This window comes from Nocardioides sp. L-11A (assembly GCA_029961745.1).
In the GTDB taxonomy this organism is placed as follows: Bacteria; Actinomycetota; Actinomycetes; order Propionibacteriales; family Nocardioidaceae; genus Nocardioides.
Genome location: CP124680.1, coordinates 2,459,054 through 2,476,899, shown reverse-complemented (window position 1 = coordinate 2,476,899; position 17,846 = coordinate 2,459,054). Strand labels below are relative to the sequence as shown.

Sequence of the window (17,846 nt, the reverse complement as noted above, 5' to 3'; positions counted from 1 at the left end):
GCGCGCCACGCTCGACGCATGACCGAGCGCCTCTCCAACCAGCGTCGCAACCTGCTCACCCGGGCCCGGGCCGCCAGCGCGGGCGTGCTGATCGCGGCCGCGGCCGCCACCGGACTCCTCACCGTCGCCGCGGCGCATGCCACATCGACCAGCCAGCACGGGGCGAGCACCAGCAGCACCTCAGACTCAGCCACCGGCACCCGCTCCGACACCGCGCCCGGCACCACGGCCGGCAGCTGGAGCAGCGACACCGGCGGCAGAGGCGGACCTGTCGCCGGGAGCCACGCATCATGACCACCCTGCAATGGCGGGACTGGTCCTGCTCGGTCCGTGTCGTCCTCGCCGACGGGCGGTCCCGCGCGTCGGCGCCCGACGAGGAGCGTCTCGTGCGCGGCCTGATGAACGACGTCGCCCGCTCCGTCGATCGGTTCACCCCCACCAGCGATCTCTCCCGGGTCAACGCCGCGGCCGGACGGCTGATCCCGGTCCGCCCGCTGACCCTCGAGCTCGTCGAGCTGGCGCTGGCCACGGCTCGCGACACCGGGGGTGCATGCGACCCGACCGTCGGCAGGCATCTCCTCGCCGCCGGGTACGACGCCGACATCGACGTCCTCCGCACCCGCCCGATCTCCCACCGCACGCCCGCGACCGTGTCGCGCCGGGCCGACTGGCGGACGGTCCGGGTCGACCGGTCACTGCGTCGGCTCGGGCTGCCGGCGGGGCTCGCCCTCGACCTCGGCGCGACCGCGAAGGCGTGGACCGCCGACGAGGCCGCCGCTCGCCTCCAGCACGCCACCGGCATGGCCGCGCTCGTGGCGCTGGGCGGCGACATCGCCGCCCGTGGGCAGGTGGACTGGCGGGTGCTCGTCAGCGAGGACGACGGCGGCCCCGGCCAGATCGTGATCGTGCGCGAGGGCGGACTGGCCACCTCGTCGACCCAGGCACGTCGCTGGCGGGGGCCCTACGGCGAGCGGCATCATGTGATCGACCCCGGCACGGGCGCTCCGACCACAGGTCAGGTACGGACGGCGTCCGTCCTGGCCCCCAGTTGCGTCGCCGCGAACGCGCTGAGCACCGCCGCCCTCGTCTGGGGTGCGACCGCGCCGGACCGGCTCCGGGCACACGCCGCCCGTCTCGTCGACGCGCACGGCTCGGTCACCACCACCGCGACCTGGCCCGTCGACCGGTCCGACGAAGGGACGGCGGCATGACACTGTGGTATCTCGCCCGCGCCGCAGGCTTCGTCGCGCTGCTGACTGCCTCGACCACGGTCGCGCTCGGCGCGCTCGGCACGTCGTCCTGGGACGGACGGCGCATCATGACGCACCTCGTCCACCGCTCCGCAGCCGTGCTCACCCTCGCCATGCTCGGCCTGCACGCGGTGCTCCTCGTCACCGACCGCTACGTCGACGTCGGCGTCGGCGGGGCACTCGTGCCGTTCACGGCCCACTACCGCGGCGTGGCGCTCGGACTCGGCACCCTCGCGGTCTACGGCTTCGCCGTGGTCTCTCTCAGCGGCGCGCTACGGGGTCGGCTGGCCACCAGCACGGCCGCGGTCCGCACCTGGCGCGGCATCCACGTCACGGCGTACGGCGCCTGGGGGCTGGCGATGCTGCACGGCATCCTGGCCGGCACCGACACCGGACTCACCTGGGCGCTTGCTCTCTACGCGGCCTGCGGCGTCCTGGTCGCCGGCGCCGCCGCCGTCCGCCTCAACCGACTGGTCCGCGACCGGCGCCGGCCCCTCGCCCGGGCGCGCCACCGCGCGGCCGTCCCTGTCTCAGGAGGAACCCGATGATCACCACCCCCGTCGCACCCGGCCCGTTGCCCGCTTTGTCGTGGGGCACTGCTCGGCTGCTGGCCGGCACCACCGCCGGCCGCGCCGACCTCGCGGCCCACCGCGCGGCCCACGACCCTGCCCACCCCTACGACCGGAACCGGCTGACCGCCGCCCTCGAGGCGGTCCGTCTGCTGGGGCGCGGCGGAGCGGGCTTCCCGGTCGCCACCAAGCTGCGCGCCACCCGATCGGGCCCCCGCACCTCGGTGGTGGTCAACGGCTCCGAGGGCGAGCCCGCCGGGCACAAGGACCGCACCCTGATGCGCCGCGCACCCCACCTGGTCCTCGACGGCGCCCTCACCGTCGCCAGGGCCCTGGACACCGACCGGGTGCACATCGTGGTGGCCGACCCTGCCGCGTACATCTCGCTCGTAGCCGCTGTACGCGAACGTGAGGACGCACGGACCGTGCGGGTCGTCCCGCACGACCACGGGTACGTCGCCGGCGAGGTCCGCGCCGTCACCCGCGCCCTCTCCGGCGCCCCGGCTCTCCCACCGGGCAGGCGCGTGCTGCCCACCGTGCACGGCGTGCACGGGAGGCCGACGTTCGCCTCGAACGTCGAGACCTTCGCCCAGATCGGGCTGCTCGCCGGCCTCGGCGTCGACGAGTTCGCCTCTGTCGGCGCCTCTGACGAGCCCGGGACGACGCTGCTGACTCTCATCGGCGACGTCCCCCACGCGGGACTGGACGGCGGGGCCGTCGTGGAGGTGCCGACGGGCCTGCCACTCGCTGTCCTCGTCGGTGCGGCGGGGGGCCCGGTGCTGGTGGGCGGCTATCACGGCACCTGGATCGACGGTCCGCGCGACCTGGTACTGAGCCGGCCCACGCTGCGCGCCGCCGGAGTTCCGCTGAACGCCGGCATCCTGGCCCGGCTGCCCACCACCACCTGTGCCCTCGGCGAGGTCACCGCGGTCGCGGGTTGGCTCGCCGGCGAGAGCGCCGGCCAATGCGGTCCTTGCTACTTCGGGCTCCCCACGCTCGCCCGCACCCTGCACCAGCTCCTCGGCGGCGCGCCCGTCGAGGACGAGGTCCGGGCCCGGACCGGGCTGCTCCGCGGTCGTGGCGCCTGTGCCCACCCCGACGGCGCCTCGGCCTTCGTGGCCTCCGCGCTCACCGTGCTGGTCGACGAGGTGCGCGCCCACCGGGCCCACGGCAGCTGCGGCCGCCCCTGGCTCGAGGTCCTGCCCACCCGAGCCACTACCGGAGGTGGGAGATGAACGCCGCCGTCCTCGAGATCGACTGGACCCGCTGCGACGGCCACGGCCTGTGCGCCCGGCTGCTGCCCGAGCGCATCACCCTGGACGAGCACGGATACCCGGTCCTCGGCGAGCGGACCATCCCCGGCCCACTCATCCCTCACGCCCGGCGCGCCGTCGCCGTCTGCCCGCAGCTCGCGCTGCGGCTCGAGCAGCCGGCCGCCCCCAGCTGATGGGCCGAGGGCTCGCACGATCCCGTGGAATCGACGCACTCTAGGCGTCGAGCGTCTCCATGTCGACCTCGTAGGCGCCCTGGATGATGAACTCCTTGCGCGGCGCCACGTCGCTGCCCATCAGCAGCTCGAACACCTCGGAGGCCACCTCGAGCTCGTCGACGGTCAGCCGTCGCAGGGTACGACGGCGCGGGTCCATCGTGGTCTCGGCCAGCTGGTCGGCGTCCATCTCACCGAGGCCCTTGTAGCGCTGGACCGGGTCCTTCCAGCGGACGTTCTTCTTCTTGAGCTCGGCGAGCTTGCGCTGCAACTCGTCGTCGGAGTACGTGTAGACGTACTTGTCCTGGCCCTTCCTGGGGTTCGAGATCTCGATCCGGTGCAGCGGCGGGACGGCCGAGTAGACCCGGCCGGCCTTGACCAGATCGGGCATGTACTTGAAGAAGAGCGTCGCGAGCAGCGTCCGGATGTGCGCGCCGTCGGAGTCGGCGTCGGCCATGAAGATGATCCGGCCGTAGCGCCGGGCGTCGAGCTCGAAGGTGCGCCCGGAGCCGGCGCCGACGACCTGGATGATCGAGGCGCACTCGGCGTTCTTGAGCATGTCGCCCACCGACGCCTTCTGCACGTTGAGGATCTTGCCGCGGATCGGCAGCAACGCCTGGAACTCGGCGTTGCGGGCGAGCTTGGCGGTGCCGAGCGCAGAGTCGCCCTCGACGATGAACAGCTCGGTGCGCTCGTTGTCGCCCGAGCGACAGTCGGCCAGCTTGGCCGGCAGGGTCGAGGACTCCAGAGCGCTCTTGCGGCGCTGGGTCTCCTTGTGCTGGCGCGCCGCGATCCGGGTCTTGGAGGCGGCGACGACCTTCTCCATGAGGAGCTTGGCCTGCGCCTTCTCGGCCCGCTTGGTCGAGGTGAGGAACTCCTTGAGCTCCTTGGCCACGACCTTGCGGACGACGGTCCGGGCGGCCGGCGTGCCGAGGATCTCCTTGGTCTGGCCCTCGAACTGGGGCTCGGCGAGGCGCACCGTGACGACGGCCGTCATCCCCTCGAGGACGTCGTCCTTGATCACGTCGTCGTCGTTGACCTTGAGCGCCTTCGAGGCGCGCATGGCGTCGTTGAAGGTCTTGGTGAGGGCACCCTCGAAGCCGGAGACGTGGGTGCCGCCCTTGGGCGTGGCGATCACGTTGACGAACGAGCGCAACTCGGTGTCGTAGCCGGTGCCCCAGCGGACCGCGACGTCGACGCTCAGCTCGCGCTCGACGTCCTGCGGGGTCATGTGGCCCTGGTCGTCGAGCAGCGGGACGGTCTCGGTGAAGACGTCGCTGCCCTGCAGGCGGAGCACCTCGGTGACCGGCTCGCCGGTGGCGAGGTAGTCGCAGAACTCGCCGATGCCGCCGTCGTGGCGGAACTTCTCCTCGGTCCACTCGGTCTGGTCGGCGGCGCGCCGGTCGCTGATGACCAGCTCGAGGCCGGGGACGATGAAGGACGTCTGCCGGGCGCGCCCGATCAGCCCGTCGAGGACGAACTCGGCGTCCTTGGTGAAGATCTGGCGGTCCGGCCAGAACCGGATCCGGGTGCCCGACCTGCCCTTCGCCACCCGGCCACCCTTGCGGCTGAGGCCGGACTGCGGGGTGAAGGCTGCCTTCGGGCCGTCGCCGTCGAAGACGCCGGGGACGCCGCGCTGGAAGCTGATCCCCTGGCTCGCCGGGGAGCGGTCGACGTCGATGTCCATCCGGCTGGACAGCGCGTTGACGACCGACAGGCCGACGCCGTGCAGGCCGCCCGTGGCGACGTACGAGCCACCGCCGAACTTGCCGCCGGCGTGCAGCTTGGTCGCCACGACCTCGACGCCGGGCAGCCCGGTCTTGGGCTCCTTGTCGGTCGGGATGCCGCGCCCGTCGTCGTACACCTCGACGGAGTCGTCGGCGTGCAGGATGACCTCGACCCGGTGCGCGTTGCCGCCGAGGGCCTCGTCGACGCCGTTGTCGATGATCTCCCACAGGCAGTGCATCAGCCCCCGGGTGTCGGTGGAGCCGATGTACATCCCGGGACGCTTCCGCACGGCTTCGAGGCCCTCGAGGACCAGGAGGTGGGCTGCGTTGTAGGTGTTGTCGGCGATGGCCGGCTCCTCACGGGTGGATCACGGGTGCTTCCAAGGACCTGAATCTACCCGCGACACGCCGGGCGTCGGTGCAGGGACACGGGTGCCGCGCGATGTCGAATGGCGACAGGACCGGGACCGGCCCCGGACGGATCACCCGATCCGCCCGACCCGATGGTCACAAGCTGGTTTCGAGCAGTGGAAAATAGCCGAACGATCCTCGGACGGGTGCTTGGATGGTCGGGAAGAACAAGTGGAATGGACCACACGCGGGCGGGAATCTTTTGCCCCGGCCGCTACGTTGATCCGGACGACACCCGATGAGGATGTCATCGCAACGATTGAGAGGGCCGAGATGACAACTGCTGTTGCTCCCAGCGCCGCGCTGACCGCGGAGGACCGCTGCGACCGTTGTGGTGCCCAGGCCTACCTCCGAGTAGAGCTCGCGTCGGGTGGGGAGCTCCTCTTCTGCGCCCACCACGCCCGCGAGCACGGAGACGCGCTGAAGGACATCGCCGTGCGGTTCCACGACGAGACCCACAAGCTCACCGACAAGCCGGCGCCCGCCGTCGACTGACCGGTCGCCGGCCGGTCAGTCGACCGAGCACCGGCCACCCCCGACCACCGCGCCAGGCCCCGAGCTCCTCGGGGCCTGGCGGCTTTTTGGGATCCCCTCACGCCGACCGCGCCGTGCAGGTTAGCCTTACCTCATGAGAACCCGCCTTGCCGTCGCCGTGGCCGCCAGCCTGGCCCTGGCCCTGTCCGCCTGCTCCTCCGACGTCGCGGACGACGACGGGGCCGAGCCTGCGTCCGGCGCGTCCGCGACGCCCGAGGGCCCGTGGAGCTTCACCGACGGCTCGGGCGAGGTCGTCGAGCTCGACGAGGTGCCGACCCGGATCATCGCGCACGCGCCCGCCGCGGCAGCGCTCATCTCCTACGGCATCCGCCCGGTCGGCATCTACGGCGACGAGCCCGTCAGCACCGACCCGAACCTCGACGGCGTCGACCTGACCGGCATCGAGATCCTCGGCGAGGAGTGGGGCTCGATCGACGTCGCCAAGGCCTCGACCCTCGACGCCGATCTCATCGTGGCCGACTGGTGGCCCGCCGAGAAGGCGCACTCCGGTCTCGAGAACAGCGTGAAGGCGAAGAGCAAGAAGCTCGCCGAGCTGGCGCCGGTCGTCGGGCCGTCGCAGGGCGGGTCCATCCTCAACCTGGCCGAGGGCTACGAGGACCTCGCCGAGAGCCTCGGCGCGGACGTCGAGAACTCCCCGGGCGCCGAGGACAAGGCCGCCTTCGAGGAGGCCCGCGACGCCTTCGCTGCAGCCATGGCCGACAAGGACCTGACCGCCCTGGCCGTCTCGCCGACGGCCGACCTGCTCTACGCCGCCAATCCGGAGTTCGCTCCCGAGCTGCTCGACTTCACCGAGTGGGGCCTCCAGGTCGTCGCGCCGGACGCGCCCGACCCGGACTTCCCGTACTGGGAGAACCTGAGCTGGGAGAACGCCGACAAGTACCAGCCCGACGTGCTCCTCATCGACAGCCGCAGTTTCGAGGAGGCCAAGAAGACCGTCGCGGCCCAGCCGACCTGGACCTCGATCCGCGCCGCCGAGGCCGGCCAGCTCATCGAGTGGCCCGCCTTCTGGCTGCACACCTACGCCGACTACGCCGACGCGTTGACGAAGCTGACCGCCGACCTCGCCGCCGTCGACGACACCATCGGCGACTGATCGCCGGGTGTCCGCAGCAACCACCACCGCCACCGCGGCACCCCGCCGGCGGCGGGCCTCCGGGCTCGCCGCCGGCCTGGCGGCGCTCATCGCGCTCGTCCCGGTGCTGGCGTTCCTCAGCGTCACCCAGGGCTCGCGCGACATCGCGCTGCGCGATGTCCTCGACGCGTTCGGGCACTTCACCCAGTCCTCGTCGGTCGACGACACCGTCACCGTGCGGCTGCGGGTGCCCCGCACCATCCTGGGCCTGCTCGTCGGCGCCGCGCTGGGACTCGCCGGCACCCTGCTCCAGGGGCTGACCCGCAACGCCCTCGCGGACCCGGGGATCATGGGCGTCAACGCGGGCGCCGCCTTCGCCGTCGTCGGGTCGATCACCCTGCTGGGCGTCAGCGGCCTCGCGTTCCACGTCGCCGCGGCGTTCGTCGGCGCCCTCGCCGCCACCGTGCTCGTGTACGCCGTCGGCTCCCTGGGCCGCGATGGCGCGACACCGGTCAAGATGGCCCTGGCCGGTGCCGCGATCACGGCCGGACTGACCGCCGTGACCACCGGTCTGCTGCTCACCGACCTCGCCGCCCAACAGCAGTACCGCTTCTGGCAGGTCGGCTCGCTGGCCGGTCGCTACGCCCCGATCGTCACCGGTGTGGCTCCGTTCCTGCTCGTCGGGCTGGTGCTGGCGCTGCTGTGCGGCCGCTGGCTCAACGCGCTGGCCCTCGGCGACGACGCGGCCCGCGGCCTCGGCGTGTCGCTGACCCGCACCCGGGTGCTGAGCTTCCTGGTCGTCGGCCTGCTCTGCGGCGCCGCGACCGCCGCCTGCGGCCCGATCGTCTTCGTCGGCCTGGTCGTGCCGCACGTCGCGCGCTTCCTGTGCGGCCCCGACTACCGCTGGCTGCTCCCCTACGCCCTGGTGCTCGGCGCGCTGCTGCTGCTCGGCGCCGACATCCTCGGCCGGGTGCTCGGCGGCACCGGCGAGCTCCAGGTCGGCGTGGTCCTCGGCATCCTCGGGGCGCCGTTCTTCGTGCTCCTCGTCCGCTACGCCCGGCTGGCGGAGCTGTGAGCGCCCCCGTTCTCGCGATGGAGTCGACGTCGGAGCCCACGCAGTCCGCCGCGACCGCGCTGCGCCGTACCCGCCGCGGGCGCCGGCTCCGGGCGCGCCTGGTCCCCGCGGCGCTGCTCGCTGTGGCGGCGCTGCTGGCCCTCCTCACGCTGTGCTTCGGCTCGGTCCGGCTCAGCCTCGACCAGGTCGTCGCCTCCCTCCTCGGGACCGGCGACAACGGCGCCGTCGACTTCATCGTCCGCGAGCTGACCGGCCCGCAGGTCAAGGCGGCGCTGTGCGTCGGCCTGGCGCTCGGCGCGGCGGGGACGATCTTCCAGCAGCTGCTGCGCAACCCGCTGGCCTCGCCCGACTTCGTCGGCATCTCGGCGGGCGCGAGCGTCGCGGCGGTGGCCGGCATCGCCGTCCCCGCCTTCGCCGGCGCGAGCCTGCCCGTGCTCGCCTTCGCCGGTGCGCTGGTGACGGCGGCGGCGATGTACGTGCTGGCCTGGCGCGACGGCATCACCGGCTACCGGTTCGTCCTCATCGGCATCGGCACCGCGGCCTTCTGCACGGGGGTCACCGGCTATCTGCTCACCCGCACCTCGCTCACCGAGGCCCGGGCGGCGCTGCACTGGCTGACCGGGTCGATCGGGCAGGCCGGGGACGCCGAGAACGACGTCCTGTTGGTCGCGCTCCTCGTCCTGGTGCCGCTGCTTCCGCTGCTCCAGCGGATGCTGCGCGCCATCGAGCTGGGCGACGACACCGCGCGCGGGCTCGGGGTGCGGATCGAGCCCACCCGGCTCGTCCTCATCGGGGCCGGGGTCCTGCTCACCGCCCTCGCCACGGCGGTCGCGGGCCCGATCACGTTCGTCGCCCTCGTCGCCGGCCCGGTCGCCGACCGGCTGCTCGGCAGTGCCCGCGGCGGGATCGTCGCCGCCGGCGCGGTCGGCGCCATCCTGTGTCTGGTCGCCGACTACGTGGCCCAGTACCTGCTGCCCGTCGAGGTCCCGACGGGTGTCGTCACCGGCGCCGTCGGCGCGCCGTACCTGCTGTGGCTCATCGCCACCACCAACCGGAGAGGAATGGGCGGATGACCCTGACCGAGTCCCCCGCGTCGCCCCGCCTGGCTGCCCGCGGCCTGTCCCTGGGGTACGACGACCGGGTGGTCGTCGACGGCCTGGACCTCGACGTGCTGGACGGCCGGGTCACCGCCATCGTCGGCGCCAACGCGTGCGGCAAGTCGACCCTGCTGCGCGGCCTCGCCCGACTGCTGCGCCCCTCCTCCGGCGAGGTGCTGCTCGACGGCACGCCGATCCTGGACCGCGGCTCCCGCGAGGTCGCCCGGATCCTCGGCCTGCTCCCGCAGACCCCGGTGGCACCCGACGGGATCACCGTCGCCGACCTGGTCTCGCGCGGGCGGCATCCGCACCAGGGGTGGTTCCGCCACTGGAGCGCCCGCGACGAGGCTGCGGTCACCGAGGCCCTCACCGCCGCCGACGTGGTCGAGCTCGTCGACCGGCCGCTGCACGCGCTCTCCGGCGGTCAGCGGCAGCGGGTCTGGATCGCGATGGCGCTGGCGCAGGAGACCGACCTGCTGCTGCTCGACGAGCCGACGACCTACCTCGACATCAGTCATCAGGTCGACCTGCTGCGGCTGCTGCGCAGCCTGAACCGGGCCACCGGGCGCACCATCGTCACCGTGCTGCACGACCTCAACCTCGCCTGCCGCTACAGCGACCACCTCGTCGTGATGGCGGGCGGCCGGATCCTCGCGGAGGGACCGCCGGCCGAGGTCGTCACCGCGGACGTGGTCGAGAGGGCCTTCGGCCTACCCTGCGTGGTCGTCCCGGACCCGGTGGCCGGCACCCCGATGATCGTGCCGGCCGGCGACTGAGCGCGACCTGCGACACGCTCGCGCCGGACGGATTCACGCGCGACCTGCGACACGCTCGCGCCGGACGGATTCAGTCGAGGTAGTCGCGCAGCACCTGGGAGCGCGACGGGTGCCGCAGCTTCGACATCGTCTTGGACTCGATCTGGCGGATCCGCTCGCGGGTCACGCCGTAGACCTTGCCGATCTCGTCGAGGGTCTTCGGCTGGCCGTCGGTGAGGCCGAACCGCATGCTCACCACACCGGCCTCGCGCTCGGAGAGCGTGTCGAGGACGGCGTGCAGCTGCTCCTGCAGGAGCGTGAAGCTGACCGCGTCGGCCGGGACGATCGCCTCGGAGTCCTCGATCAGGTCGCCGAACTCGGAGTCGCCGTCCTCACCGAGCGGGGTGTGCAGCGAGATCGGCTCGCGGCCGTACTTCTGGACCTCGACGACCTTCTCCGGAGTCATGTCGAGCTCCTTGGCGAGCTCCTCCGGGGTGGGCTCGCGACCGAGGTCCTGCAGCATCTGGCGCTGGACGCGGGCGAGCTTGTTGATGACCTCGACCATGTGCACCGGGATCCGGATGGTGCGGGCCTGGTCGGCCATGGCGCGGGTGATCGCCTGCCGGATCCACCAGGTGGCGTACGTCGAGAACTTGTAGCCCTTGGTGTAGTCGAACTTCTCGACCGCGCGGATCAGGCCGAGGTTGCCCTCCTGGATGAGGTCCAAGAAGAGCATCCCGCGACCGGTGTAGCGCTTGGCGAGGGAGACGACGAGGCGCAGGTTGGCCTCGAGCAGGTGGTTCTTGGCGCGGCGTCCGTCCTCCGCGATCCACTCGAGCTCCTCGCTGACCTTGGGCGAGAGCTTGCCGCCCTTGGCGAGCTTCTCGTCCGAGAACAGGCCGGCCTCGATCCGCTTGGCGAGCTCGACCTCCATCTCGGCGTTGAGGAGCGGCACCTTGCCGATCTGCTTGAGGTAGTCCTTGACCGGGTCGGCGGTCGCGCCGGCGACCATCACCTGCTGGGCAGGCTCGTCGGTCTCGTCGGCAGCCGACACCACGAACGAGGACGTGGCGCTGGCCTCCTCCTCGTCCTCCTTGATGGTGGGGTCGGCGGCGACGTCCTTCTCGAACTGCTCGTCGGAGATGTCCGGCAGCACCTTCTTGCCGTCGGGACCCACCGCGGGCGCCTCCGCCTCGCCGGAGCCGGCCTTCGGCGCCGCCGCCTTGGGGGCGGGAGCCGGGGCGGCCTTCTTCGCGGCCGCCGGCGGCTTCGGAGCGGCGGGCGGCTTGGGAGCCGGCGCCTTCTTGGCGGTCGTCGCGGTCGCCGACGCCGGCTTGCGCGCGGCCGCGGCCACGGCGCGCTGCTCGACCGGCGAGCCGAGCTCGACGGAGATGCCGAGGCCCGACAGGTGGGCCATCAGGGCCTTCAGCTGGGCCGGGGCGACCTCAGCGGCGGCGAATGCCTGGCGGAGGTCCTCCGCCGCGACACGACCCACCGGCGCGGCGCGCTCGATCAGCGCGGCGATCGACGGGTGGCTGAGCAGGGCGGGCGGGACCGAACGATGGCTCGAAGACACGAACACCTCTCGATGCTGATGGATCTAGGGCGCGGCAAAGACCGGAGGTGTCAAGACCGCTTCCGTCATTCTGCCACGGCACCCCCAGCCACTCGCGCATCGGGGCTCAGCGCCGGTTCAGCGTCGGCTCAGGGTCCGCTCAGGAACCGGCGGCCTTGGCCTTCGCGGCGGCCTTGATCTCCTTCTTGTGGTCGCGGACCTTCTGCAGGGACACCGGGTCGACCACGTCGGCGACCGAGCGGAAGCCGTCGAGCGCGTAGTCGCCCGCCGCCTTCTCCCAGCCCGCCGGCCGCACGTCGAGCTGCTTGGCCACCAGCGCGACGAAGATCTTCGCCTTCTGGGCACCGAACCCGGGCAGTGCCTGCAGCCGCTTCATCAGGTCCTTGCCGTCGGCGGCCTCGGTCCAGATCCGCTCCGCATGCCCGTCGTACTCCTCGACGACGATGCGCGCCAGCTCCTGCAGCCGCGCCGCCATCGAGCCCGGGAACCGATGGATCGCCGGCGTCGTCGAGCACAGCGCCGCGAACTCCTCGGGATCCGCCACCGCGATGGCGGCCGGGTCGAAGCTGCCGAACCGCCCGATCACCTTCTGCGGGCCCAGGAAGGCGTGCTCCATCGGGTACTGCTGGTCGAGCATCATCCCGACGAGCAGCGCGAACGGATTGGAGCTCAGCAGCTCGTCGGCCGCCGGATCGTCGGTGATGTGGATCGCCATGGGGACATCCTGCCCCACGCCACCGCGACCGCGGCAGCGCCCGCGGAGAGGGCGGCGGCGAGCGCGAAGGGCAGGGCCGCTCCCCCACCGGCGAGCAGTCCCGCGCCCGCGGCGCCGAGGGCGCTGCCGCTGTTGACGCCGACATTGACCCACGTCGACATCTCGGTCCGCCGCTGCGGCGCGACGCGCTCGTCCACGGCGGCGTAGGCGACCACGAACACCGGGGACAGCGCGAGGCCGCCGACCGCCAGCACGACTCCCGCGACGAGCAGGCTGTCGGCAAGCACGACGACGCCCTGGGCGAGTGCGAGGCAGGCGAGGAGCAGGGCGAGCACCCGGCCCGCGGGACGGCTGCGGCCGTGGCGGGCCCAGAGCAGGCCGCCGGCGACCGCGCCGGTGGCGAGGGCGGCCTCGACCGGACCGGCGAGGCCGGGTCGACCCGCCCGGTCCGCCAGGGCGGCGATACCGACGAAGGTGGCCGCGTTACCGGCGCCGAAGAGGAGCAGCGCGGCGACCAGCCCGAGCAGTCCGGATGGACCGGCCCGCGTCGGTACCGGCACCGGCGCGGTGGCGACGGGGTCGCTCGCCCGCGGCCGGTACGGCGAGGCGACCAGCGCGGTGGTGCCGCACCAGACCAGCGCCGCGGCGAGCAGCAGCCCGACCCAGACCGGACCGAGGGCGAGCACCATGCCGGCGACGACCGGCCCGACGAGGTACAGCGCCTCCTCGCCGACCGAGTCGAGGGCGTAGGCGCGGCGGCGCTGCCCTCCCCCGGGCGCGATCTCGCGCCACTGCGCACGCATCGACGGCCCGAGCAGCGGCCCGGTGACACCGAGCAGGAGGGACAGGCCGAGCCAGACGGCGACCGGGTGGTCGCCCTGGGCGAGGAGCGTGGCGGCGACGAGCAGCCCGGACCAGCAGCCGGCGGCGACCGGCAGCACCCGGTGCTGTCCGTGACGGTCGAGCCAGCGGGCCTGGATCGGCATGACGAGGGCCGCGAGCCCGACGGTCGCCGAGCAGGTGGCGGCGACGGCGAACGAGTCGGTCGCGTCGCGGACGGTGAACAGGAAGCAGAGCGGGAGCACGCCGTAGGCGAGCCGGCCGAGCAGCGCACACGCGAAGGTGCGCGCCACGCCGGGGCCGGCGAGAAGCAGGCGGGCGCTCCCGGCGTCGGTGACGCCGGACATGGGGATTCCTCCGGAACGGAAGGGGACGAGGGGACGGTGAAAACGCGGCCGGCGCGAGGCGTCGGGCCGCAGCGGCGTCCTAGTGGTCCCGGGAGGTCATGCCGGCGAGCCTAGCCGCTCCAGGCTCTCGAGGAGGTGCGCCCGCAGCACCGGCCAGGTGGGATGGGCGCCGGCGGCGCCGGGGATGTTGGCGACCACGACGGTGCCCCGGACGGTGGCCATCGCGATCTGGACGAAGTCGGCGAAACCCGCGCGCCCGGCGTACGACGGCAGGGCGGTCGCGGCGAGGTCCTGGACCTCACCCATGCCGCCGCACACGATCTCGGCCACGCGCTTGGCCATGGCCGGCTCGGTGCGAGCGACGTTGAAGAGCTCGAGGACGGCCGGCGTGACCGGGAGGTGGTGGATCTCCCAGATCAGGTCGAGCAGGGCGCCGGCACGTTCGGGCTCGGTGCCGACGTCCAGGCCGCGGGAGACCGCGTCGGCGAGGAGCTGGTCGACGAGGCGGACCATCGCGGCGTCGACGAGAGCGGCCTTGGTGGGGAAGTAGTGCTGCTGCGCGCCCTGGCTGACCCCGGCGCGCTCGGCGACGCGGCGGGTGGTTGTGGCGACGTACCCGTCCTCGGCGAGGCACTCGATGGTCGCGTCGAGGAGCCGTTCGGTGGTCGCGGCGCGGCGGTCGACCTGGCGCCGGCTCGCCCTCGTCCCCGTGCTCATGGCGCGATCGTGGCGCACGTCTCGTCGCATTTGCAAGTCGAATGACTTGTCAAGTCGCCTGACTGGGAACTACGTTCGCGGCCATGAAGGACTTCCGGGACAGGGTCGCCGCCATCACCGGCGCGGGCTCGGGCATCGGCCGGGCCCTCGCGCTGCAACTCGCGGACGAGGGGGCCCGGGTCGCCGTCAGCGACTGGGACGCCGCCGGCCTCGCCGCGACCGTCGCCCTCCTGGAGGGGGCCGGCGCGACGCCGCACAGCACCGTGCTCGACGTACGGGACCGGGCGGCGGTGCACGCGTGGGCCGACGCGGTCGCCGACCACTTCGGTGGCGTGAACCTGGTCGTCAACAACGCCGGCATCACCATCTTCGGCACCGTCGAGGAGAGCCCCTACGAGGACATCGAGAAGGTCCTCGACGTCGACTTCTGGGGCGTCGTGCACGGCACCAAGGCGTTCCTCCCCCACCTGATCGCGTCGGGCGAGGGCCACGTGGTCAACGTCTCCAGCGTGTTCGGGCTGTTCGGCGTGCCGACCCAGAGCTCCTACAACGCCGCCAAGTTCGCGGTCCGCGGGTTCACCGAGGCGCTGCGCCAGGAGATGCTCGTCGACGGTCACCCGGTCGGCGTCACCTGCGTCCACCCGGGCGGGATCCGGACCAATATCGTCAACAACGCCACGGCCAGCAACGCCGCCGACATCTCCGGCATCGCACGCGTCTTCGAGGAGCGGCTGACCCGGACGTCGCCCGAGGCCGCCGCACGCACCATCCTGCGCGGCGTCCGAGCTCGCCGACCCAAGGTGCTCATCGGCGCCGACGCCGTCGCGGTCGACCTCGTCGTACGCGTCCTGGGAGCGGCGTACCAACGCCCGTTCGCGGCCGTGTCCCGCCGCCTCACCGCCTCGCTCAAGGCTCCCGCCGCCCGTCCCGCGGTCCCTCGCTCCCGGAAGAAGGCCTCGGCATGACCACCCACCTCGGCTCCCCCATCGCCCTGCCGCACGGCCAGAAGCTGGCCAACCGGTTCATGAAGTCCGCACTGAGCGAATCGCTCGGCGAGCGCGACGGCGGGCCGTCCGAGCGCCTCGAGCGGCTCTACCGCCGCTGGGCGGACGGCGGCTACGGCCTGGTCGTCACCGGCAACGTGATGGTCGACCGCCGCCACCTCGGCGAGCCCGGCAACGTCGTGATCGAGGACGACCGCCACCTCGACCGGCTGCGGGCCTGGGCCTCCGGCTTCCAGGACGGCGGCACTCCCCTGTGGATGCAGGTCAACCACCCCGGCCGCCAGGCCAACGCCCTCGTCGGGCGCCACCGTCCGGTCGCTCCGAGCGCGGTCCAGGCCAAGGTGCCGGGCTCGGTGAGGCCCCGGGCGCTGGAGGACGCGGAGATCCGCGAGATCGTCGACAGGTACGCCGCCGCGGCCGCCGTCGCCGAGCAGGCGGGCTTCGCGGGCGTGCAGATCCACGGCGCCCACGGCTACCTCGTCACCCAGTTCCTCTCTCCGCGCACCAACCAGCGCGACGACGCGTGGGGCGGCGACCCCGAGCGGCGGCGTCGGTTCGTGCTCGAGGTGCTGCGCGCGATCCGCGCGACGACCTCGCGCGGCTTCGGGGTGGGGATCAAGCTCAACTCCGCGGACTTCCAGCGCGGCGGGTTCACCGAGGAGGAGTCGCGCGAGGTCGTCGCGGCCCTCGTCGCCGACGACATCGACCTGATCGAGATCAGCGGCGGCTCCTACGAGGCGCCCGCGATGATGGGCACCGTCCGCGCCTCCACCGCCGCGCGCGAGGCCTACTTCCTGGAGTACGCCGCGTCGGTGCGCGATCTCGCCGGCGACGTACCCATCGCCGTGACGGGCGGCTTCCGCTCCACCGCGGCCATGGAGTCCGCGATCGCGTCGGGCGACTGCGACCTCGTCGGCCTGGGCCGCCCGACCTGCCTGCTCCCCGACGCCCCCCGCGCGATCCTCCGCGACGGGCTCGCGACGCTGCCCAGCGCCCGGGTGAGGGCCGGCCTGCGGCCGGTGCTCGGCAAGGTGGCGAACCTCAAGCAGCTCGACGGAGCGCTCGACCTGTCCTGGCACACCGACCAGCTGCACCGGCTCGGCGCCGGCAAGGAGCCCGATCCGGGCCGGTCGTGGGCCGAGGCGGCGCTGTGGCTGGGCCTGCGCAACGGACCGGGGGCGTTCCGCGCCCAGCGCGGCTGACACCCGCCGGCCCCGGCGAGTGGGTGGGGCGTCAGGCCCGCCAGTCCAGCAGGATGCCGCCAGCGGTCACGGCGACCCACCACCACAGGAACGAGACGATCCCGAGCACGACCGTGCGCTTCGGGTGCGAGCTCCACCAGACGAAGCACAGCACGAACATGGCCAGCCAGGTCAGCAGCAGGACGACGACCGCCCACGCCGGCGCGAGGAGTCCCGCGGCGGCGTACAGGAAGAACGACGAGACCAGCAGCACCAGACCCACGAACGGCCACGGCGAGATCCGCTGCCCGGTGACAGGGTCGATCGCCACCGGGCGGATCCGGCGGCGGCGGGAGAACGCCAACGGACTACTTGTCCTCGACGTCGTCGTTCCAGGCCGGGTCCTCGTCCCACGCCTCGGTGCGCTCGGCGGCCTTCTCCAGCGCGCGGGCAGCCTCGGCCTGCGTGGGATAGGGACCGAGACGGTCCTTGTTGGGACATCCCTCGACGCCCTCGACCCGGTGGTGGGTCAGGCAGAACCAGTACTCGTCGTCCGCGGACATGACCCGAACCTACTCCAGGCGGCCCGCCAGCCGCTCGACCCGCAGTACGTCGTACTCGTGCTCGGGGTCGCCGGTCATCGCCGCCGCCAGCCGCAGGTGCGGCAGCGCCTCGGCGTACTTCGCCTGGCGCTCCAGCGCCCGCCCGAGCGCGTGCCGGCTCCAGGCGTCGGCCGGGTCGTCGGCGACCAAGCCGGTGAGCTCGTCGGCGGCCTTCTGCAGCTGGGCCCGCATCAGGTAGGCCCACGCCCGCAGCGACCGCAGTCCGCGGTTGTCGGGCTCCTTGTCCAGCGCCGGCTCGAGGACCTCGAGCGCCTCGCGCGGCGCACGGCGGGTGAGGAAGTCGTGGGCGGTCCGGTACGCCACCTCGTGCCGTGCCGTCGTACCCGGGAAGATGATCGGCGGCAGCACCTTGATCTCGGGCATCTCGTTCATGTCGGCCTCAACTGTCCCGGCGGTCCGCTTGTTCCCTAGAGTGTGCGGCGGACGGGCTGGCCGGGCGACCGCGTGATCCATCGCCGCGAGGCGTCGGATCCCGAGGAAAGTCCGGGCTCCACAGAGCAGGGTGGTGGGTAACACCCACCCGGGGTGACCCGCGGGACAGTGCCACAGAGAACAGACCGCCCCACCCCTCTCGAGGGGCGGGGTAAGGGTGAAACGGTGGGGCAAGAGCCCACCAGTGCGCCGGGCGACCGGCGCAGCTAGGCAAACCCCACCCGGAGCAAGACCAGACAGCACACGTTCGAGGGCGGCTCGCCCGAGTGTGCGGGTAGGTCGCTGGAGGCTGTCGGCAACGGCAGCCCTAGATGGATGGTCGCCCCCTTGGAGACAGGGGACAGAACCCGGCTTACAGGCCAGCCCGTCCCCTACTGGCCGGGGCGTCCTGCACCCTCGGGCCCGACGGCGACC

The 17,846-nt window shown here is 72.9% G+C and carries 20 protein-coding genes and 1 other RNA gene; 13 read left to right on the top strand and 8 right to left on the bottom strand.

Annotation, left to right across the window (positions count from 1 at the left end; all coding sequences use genetic code 11):
* Positions 1 to 18 precede the first annotated feature (18 nt).
* Genes QJ852_11810 through QJ852_11790 form a run of 5 tightly spaced genes read left to right on the top strand, consistent with a single transcriptional unit; the run spans position 19 to position 3,266 of the window.
* Positions 19 to 294, top strand: a complete 276-nt coding sequence (locus QJ852_11810) for a hypothetical protein (GenBank protein WGX99104.1) — start codon at positions 19 to 21, stop codon at positions 292 to 294.
* Positions 291 to 1,211, top strand: a complete 921-nt coding sequence (locus QJ852_11805) for an FAD:protein FMN transferase (protein ID WGX99103.1) — start codon at positions 291 to 293, stop codon at positions 1,209 to 1,211. The genes QJ852_11810 and QJ852_11805 overlap by 4 nt, the downstream gene beginning before the upstream one ends.
* Positions 1,208 to 1,798: a ferric reductase gene (locus QJ852_11800; protein ID WGX99102.1), complete on the top strand. Its 591-nt coding sequence runs from the start codon at positions 1,208 to 1,210 to the stop codon at positions 1,796 to 1,798. The genes QJ852_11805 and QJ852_11800 overlap by 4 nt, the downstream gene beginning before the upstream one ends.
* Positions 1,795 to 3,054 carry an NADH-ubiquinone oxidoreductase-F iron-sulfur binding region domain-containing protein gene (locus QJ852_11795; GenBank protein ID WGX99101.1) on the top strand — a complete coding sequence of 420 codons (1,260 nt, stop codon included), beginning with the start codon at positions 1,795 to 1,797 and terminating at the stop codon, positions 3,052 to 3,054. The genes QJ852_11800 and QJ852_11795 overlap by 4 nt, the downstream gene beginning before the upstream one ends.
* Positions 3,051 to 3,266, top strand: a complete 216-nt coding sequence (locus QJ852_11790) for a ferredoxin (protein ID WGX99100.1) — start codon at positions 3,051 to 3,053, stop codon at positions 3,264 to 3,266. The genes QJ852_11795 and QJ852_11790 overlap by 4 nt, the downstream gene beginning before the upstream one ends.
* Before the next feature lie 40 nt (positions 3,267 to 3,306).
* Here the strand turns inward: QJ852_11790 and QJ852_11785 are convergent, their stop codons facing one another.
* A complete protein-coding gene (locus tag QJ852_11785; protein WGX99099.1) occupies positions 3,307 to 5,304 on the bottom strand; it encodes a DNA topoisomerase IV subunit B in 1,998 nt (665 codons plus the stop codon).
* 412 nt (positions 5,305 to 5,716) lie between these two features.
* Between QJ852_11785 and QJ852_11780 the strand changes: the two genes are divergently transcribed.
* The 5 genes from QJ852_11780 to QJ852_11760 all read left to right on the top strand — a co-directional run bounded on the left by QJ852_11780 (position 5,717) and on the right by QJ852_11760 (position 10,018).
* Positions 5,717 to 5,938: a hypothetical protein gene (locus tag QJ852_11780; GenBank protein ID WGX99098.1), complete on the top strand. Its 222-nt coding sequence runs from the start codon at positions 5,717 to 5,719 to the stop codon at positions 5,936 to 5,938.
* Positions 5,939 to 6,071: 133 nt separating this feature from the next.
* Positions 6,072 to 7,091 (top strand): ABC transporter substrate-binding protein, encoded by a 1,020-nt coding sequence (locus QJ852_11775; GenBank protein WGX99097.1) that lies wholly within the window; start codon positions 6,072 to 6,074, stop codon positions 7,089 to 7,091.
* 7 nt (positions 7,092 to 7,098) lie between these two features.
* Entirely contained in the window at positions 7,099 to 8,145 is a 1,047-nt protein-coding gene (locus QJ852_11770) for an iron ABC transporter permease (GenBank protein ID WGX99096.1), read from the top strand.
* Positions 8,142 to 9,218, top strand: coding sequence for an iron chelate uptake ABC transporter family permease subunit (locus QJ852_11765; protein WGX99095.1), 1,077 nt, complete (start codon positions 8,142 to 8,144; stop codon positions 9,216 to 9,218). The genes QJ852_11770 and QJ852_11765 overlap by 4 nt, the downstream gene beginning before the upstream one ends.
* Positions 9,215 to 10,018 carry an ABC transporter ATP-binding protein gene (locus QJ852_11760; protein ID WGX99094.1) on the top strand — a complete coding sequence of 268 codons (804 nt, stop codon included), beginning with the start codon at positions 9,215 to 9,217 and terminating at the stop codon, positions 10,016 to 10,018. Before QJ852_11765 ends, QJ852_11760 begins: the two co-directional genes overlap by 4 nt.
* Positions 10,019 to 10,088: 70 nt before the next feature.
* On the opposite strand, the gene QJ852_11755 is transcribed toward QJ852_11760, so the two are convergent.
* From QJ852_11755 to QJ852_11740, 4 genes are all read right to left on the bottom strand, one after another.
* Entirely contained in the window at positions 10,089 to 11,579 is a 1,491-nt protein-coding gene (locus tag QJ852_11755; GenBank protein ID WGX99093.1) for an RNA polymerase sigma factor, read from the bottom strand.
* 133 nt (positions 11,580 to 11,712) lie between these two features.
* A complete protein-coding gene (locus QJ852_11750) occupies positions 11,713 to 12,288 on the bottom strand; it encodes an HhH-GPD-type base excision DNA repair protein (GenBank protein WGX99092.1) in 576 nt (191 codons plus the stop codon).
* The gene (locus QJ852_11745; protein WGX99091.1) at positions 12,243 to 13,475 is read right to left on the bottom strand and encodes an MFS transporter; all 1,233 of its coding nucleotides are present in this window, start codon (positions 13,473 to 13,475) and stop codon (positions 12,243 to 12,245) included. Before QJ852_11745 ends, QJ852_11750 begins: the two co-directional genes overlap by 46 nt.
* Positions 13,476 to 13,571: 96 nt before the next feature.
* Positions 13,572 to 14,192 carry a TetR/AcrR family transcriptional regulator gene (locus tag QJ852_11740; protein ID WGX99090.1) on the bottom strand — a complete coding sequence of 207 codons (621 nt, stop codon included), beginning with the start codon at positions 14,190 to 14,192 and terminating at the stop codon, positions 13,572 to 13,574.
* 83 nt (positions 14,193 to 14,275) lie between these two features.
* Between QJ852_11740 and QJ852_11735 the strand changes: the two genes are divergently transcribed.
* Together QJ852_11735 and QJ852_11730 are read left to right on the top strand one after the other, a co-directional pair.
* Positions 14,276 to 15,157, top strand: coding sequence for an SDR family NAD(P)-dependent oxidoreductase (locus QJ852_11735; GenBank protein WGX99089.1), 882 nt, complete (start codon positions 14,276 to 14,278; stop codon positions 15,155 to 15,157).
* The gene (locus QJ852_11730; protein WGX99088.1) at positions 15,154 to 16,398 is read left to right on the top strand and encodes an NADH:flavin oxidoreductase/NADH oxidase family protein; all 1,245 of its coding nucleotides are present in this window, start codon (positions 15,154 to 15,156) and stop codon (positions 16,396 to 16,398) included. Before QJ852_11735 ends, QJ852_11730 begins: the two co-directional genes overlap by 4 nt.
* 31 nt (positions 16,399 to 16,429) lie before the next feature.
* Here QJ852_11730 and QJ852_11725 read toward each other — a convergent pair whose 3' ends face one another.
* Genes QJ852_11725 through QJ852_11715 form a run of 3 tightly spaced genes read right to left on the bottom strand, consistent with a single transcriptional unit; the run spans position 16,430 to position 17,372 of the window.
* Positions 16,430 to 16,708: a hypothetical protein gene (locus QJ852_11725; GenBank protein ID WGX99087.1), complete on the bottom strand. Its 279-nt coding sequence runs from the start codon at positions 16,706 to 16,708 to the stop codon at positions 16,430 to 16,432.
* A gap of 37 nt (positions 16,709 to 16,745) precedes the next feature.
* Entirely contained in the window at positions 16,746 to 16,940 is a 195-nt protein-coding gene (locus tag QJ852_11720) for a hypothetical protein (protein ID WGX99086.1), read from the bottom strand.
* A 9-nt stretch (positions 16,941 to 16,949) separates the two neighbouring features.
* The gene (locus QJ852_11715; protein WGX99085.1) at positions 16,950 to 17,372 is read right to left on the bottom strand and encodes a tetratricopeptide repeat protein; all 423 of its coding nucleotides are present in this window, start codon (positions 17,370 to 17,372) and stop codon (positions 16,950 to 16,952) included.
* Positions 17,373 to 17,424: 52 nt separating this feature from the next.
* On the opposite strand from QJ852_11715, the gene rnpB reads away from it, so the two are divergent.
* Positions 17,425 to 17,803: RNase P RNA component class A (gene rnpB, locus QJ852_11710), an RNA gene on the top strand.
* Positions 17,804 to 17,846: the final 43 nt, after the last annotated feature.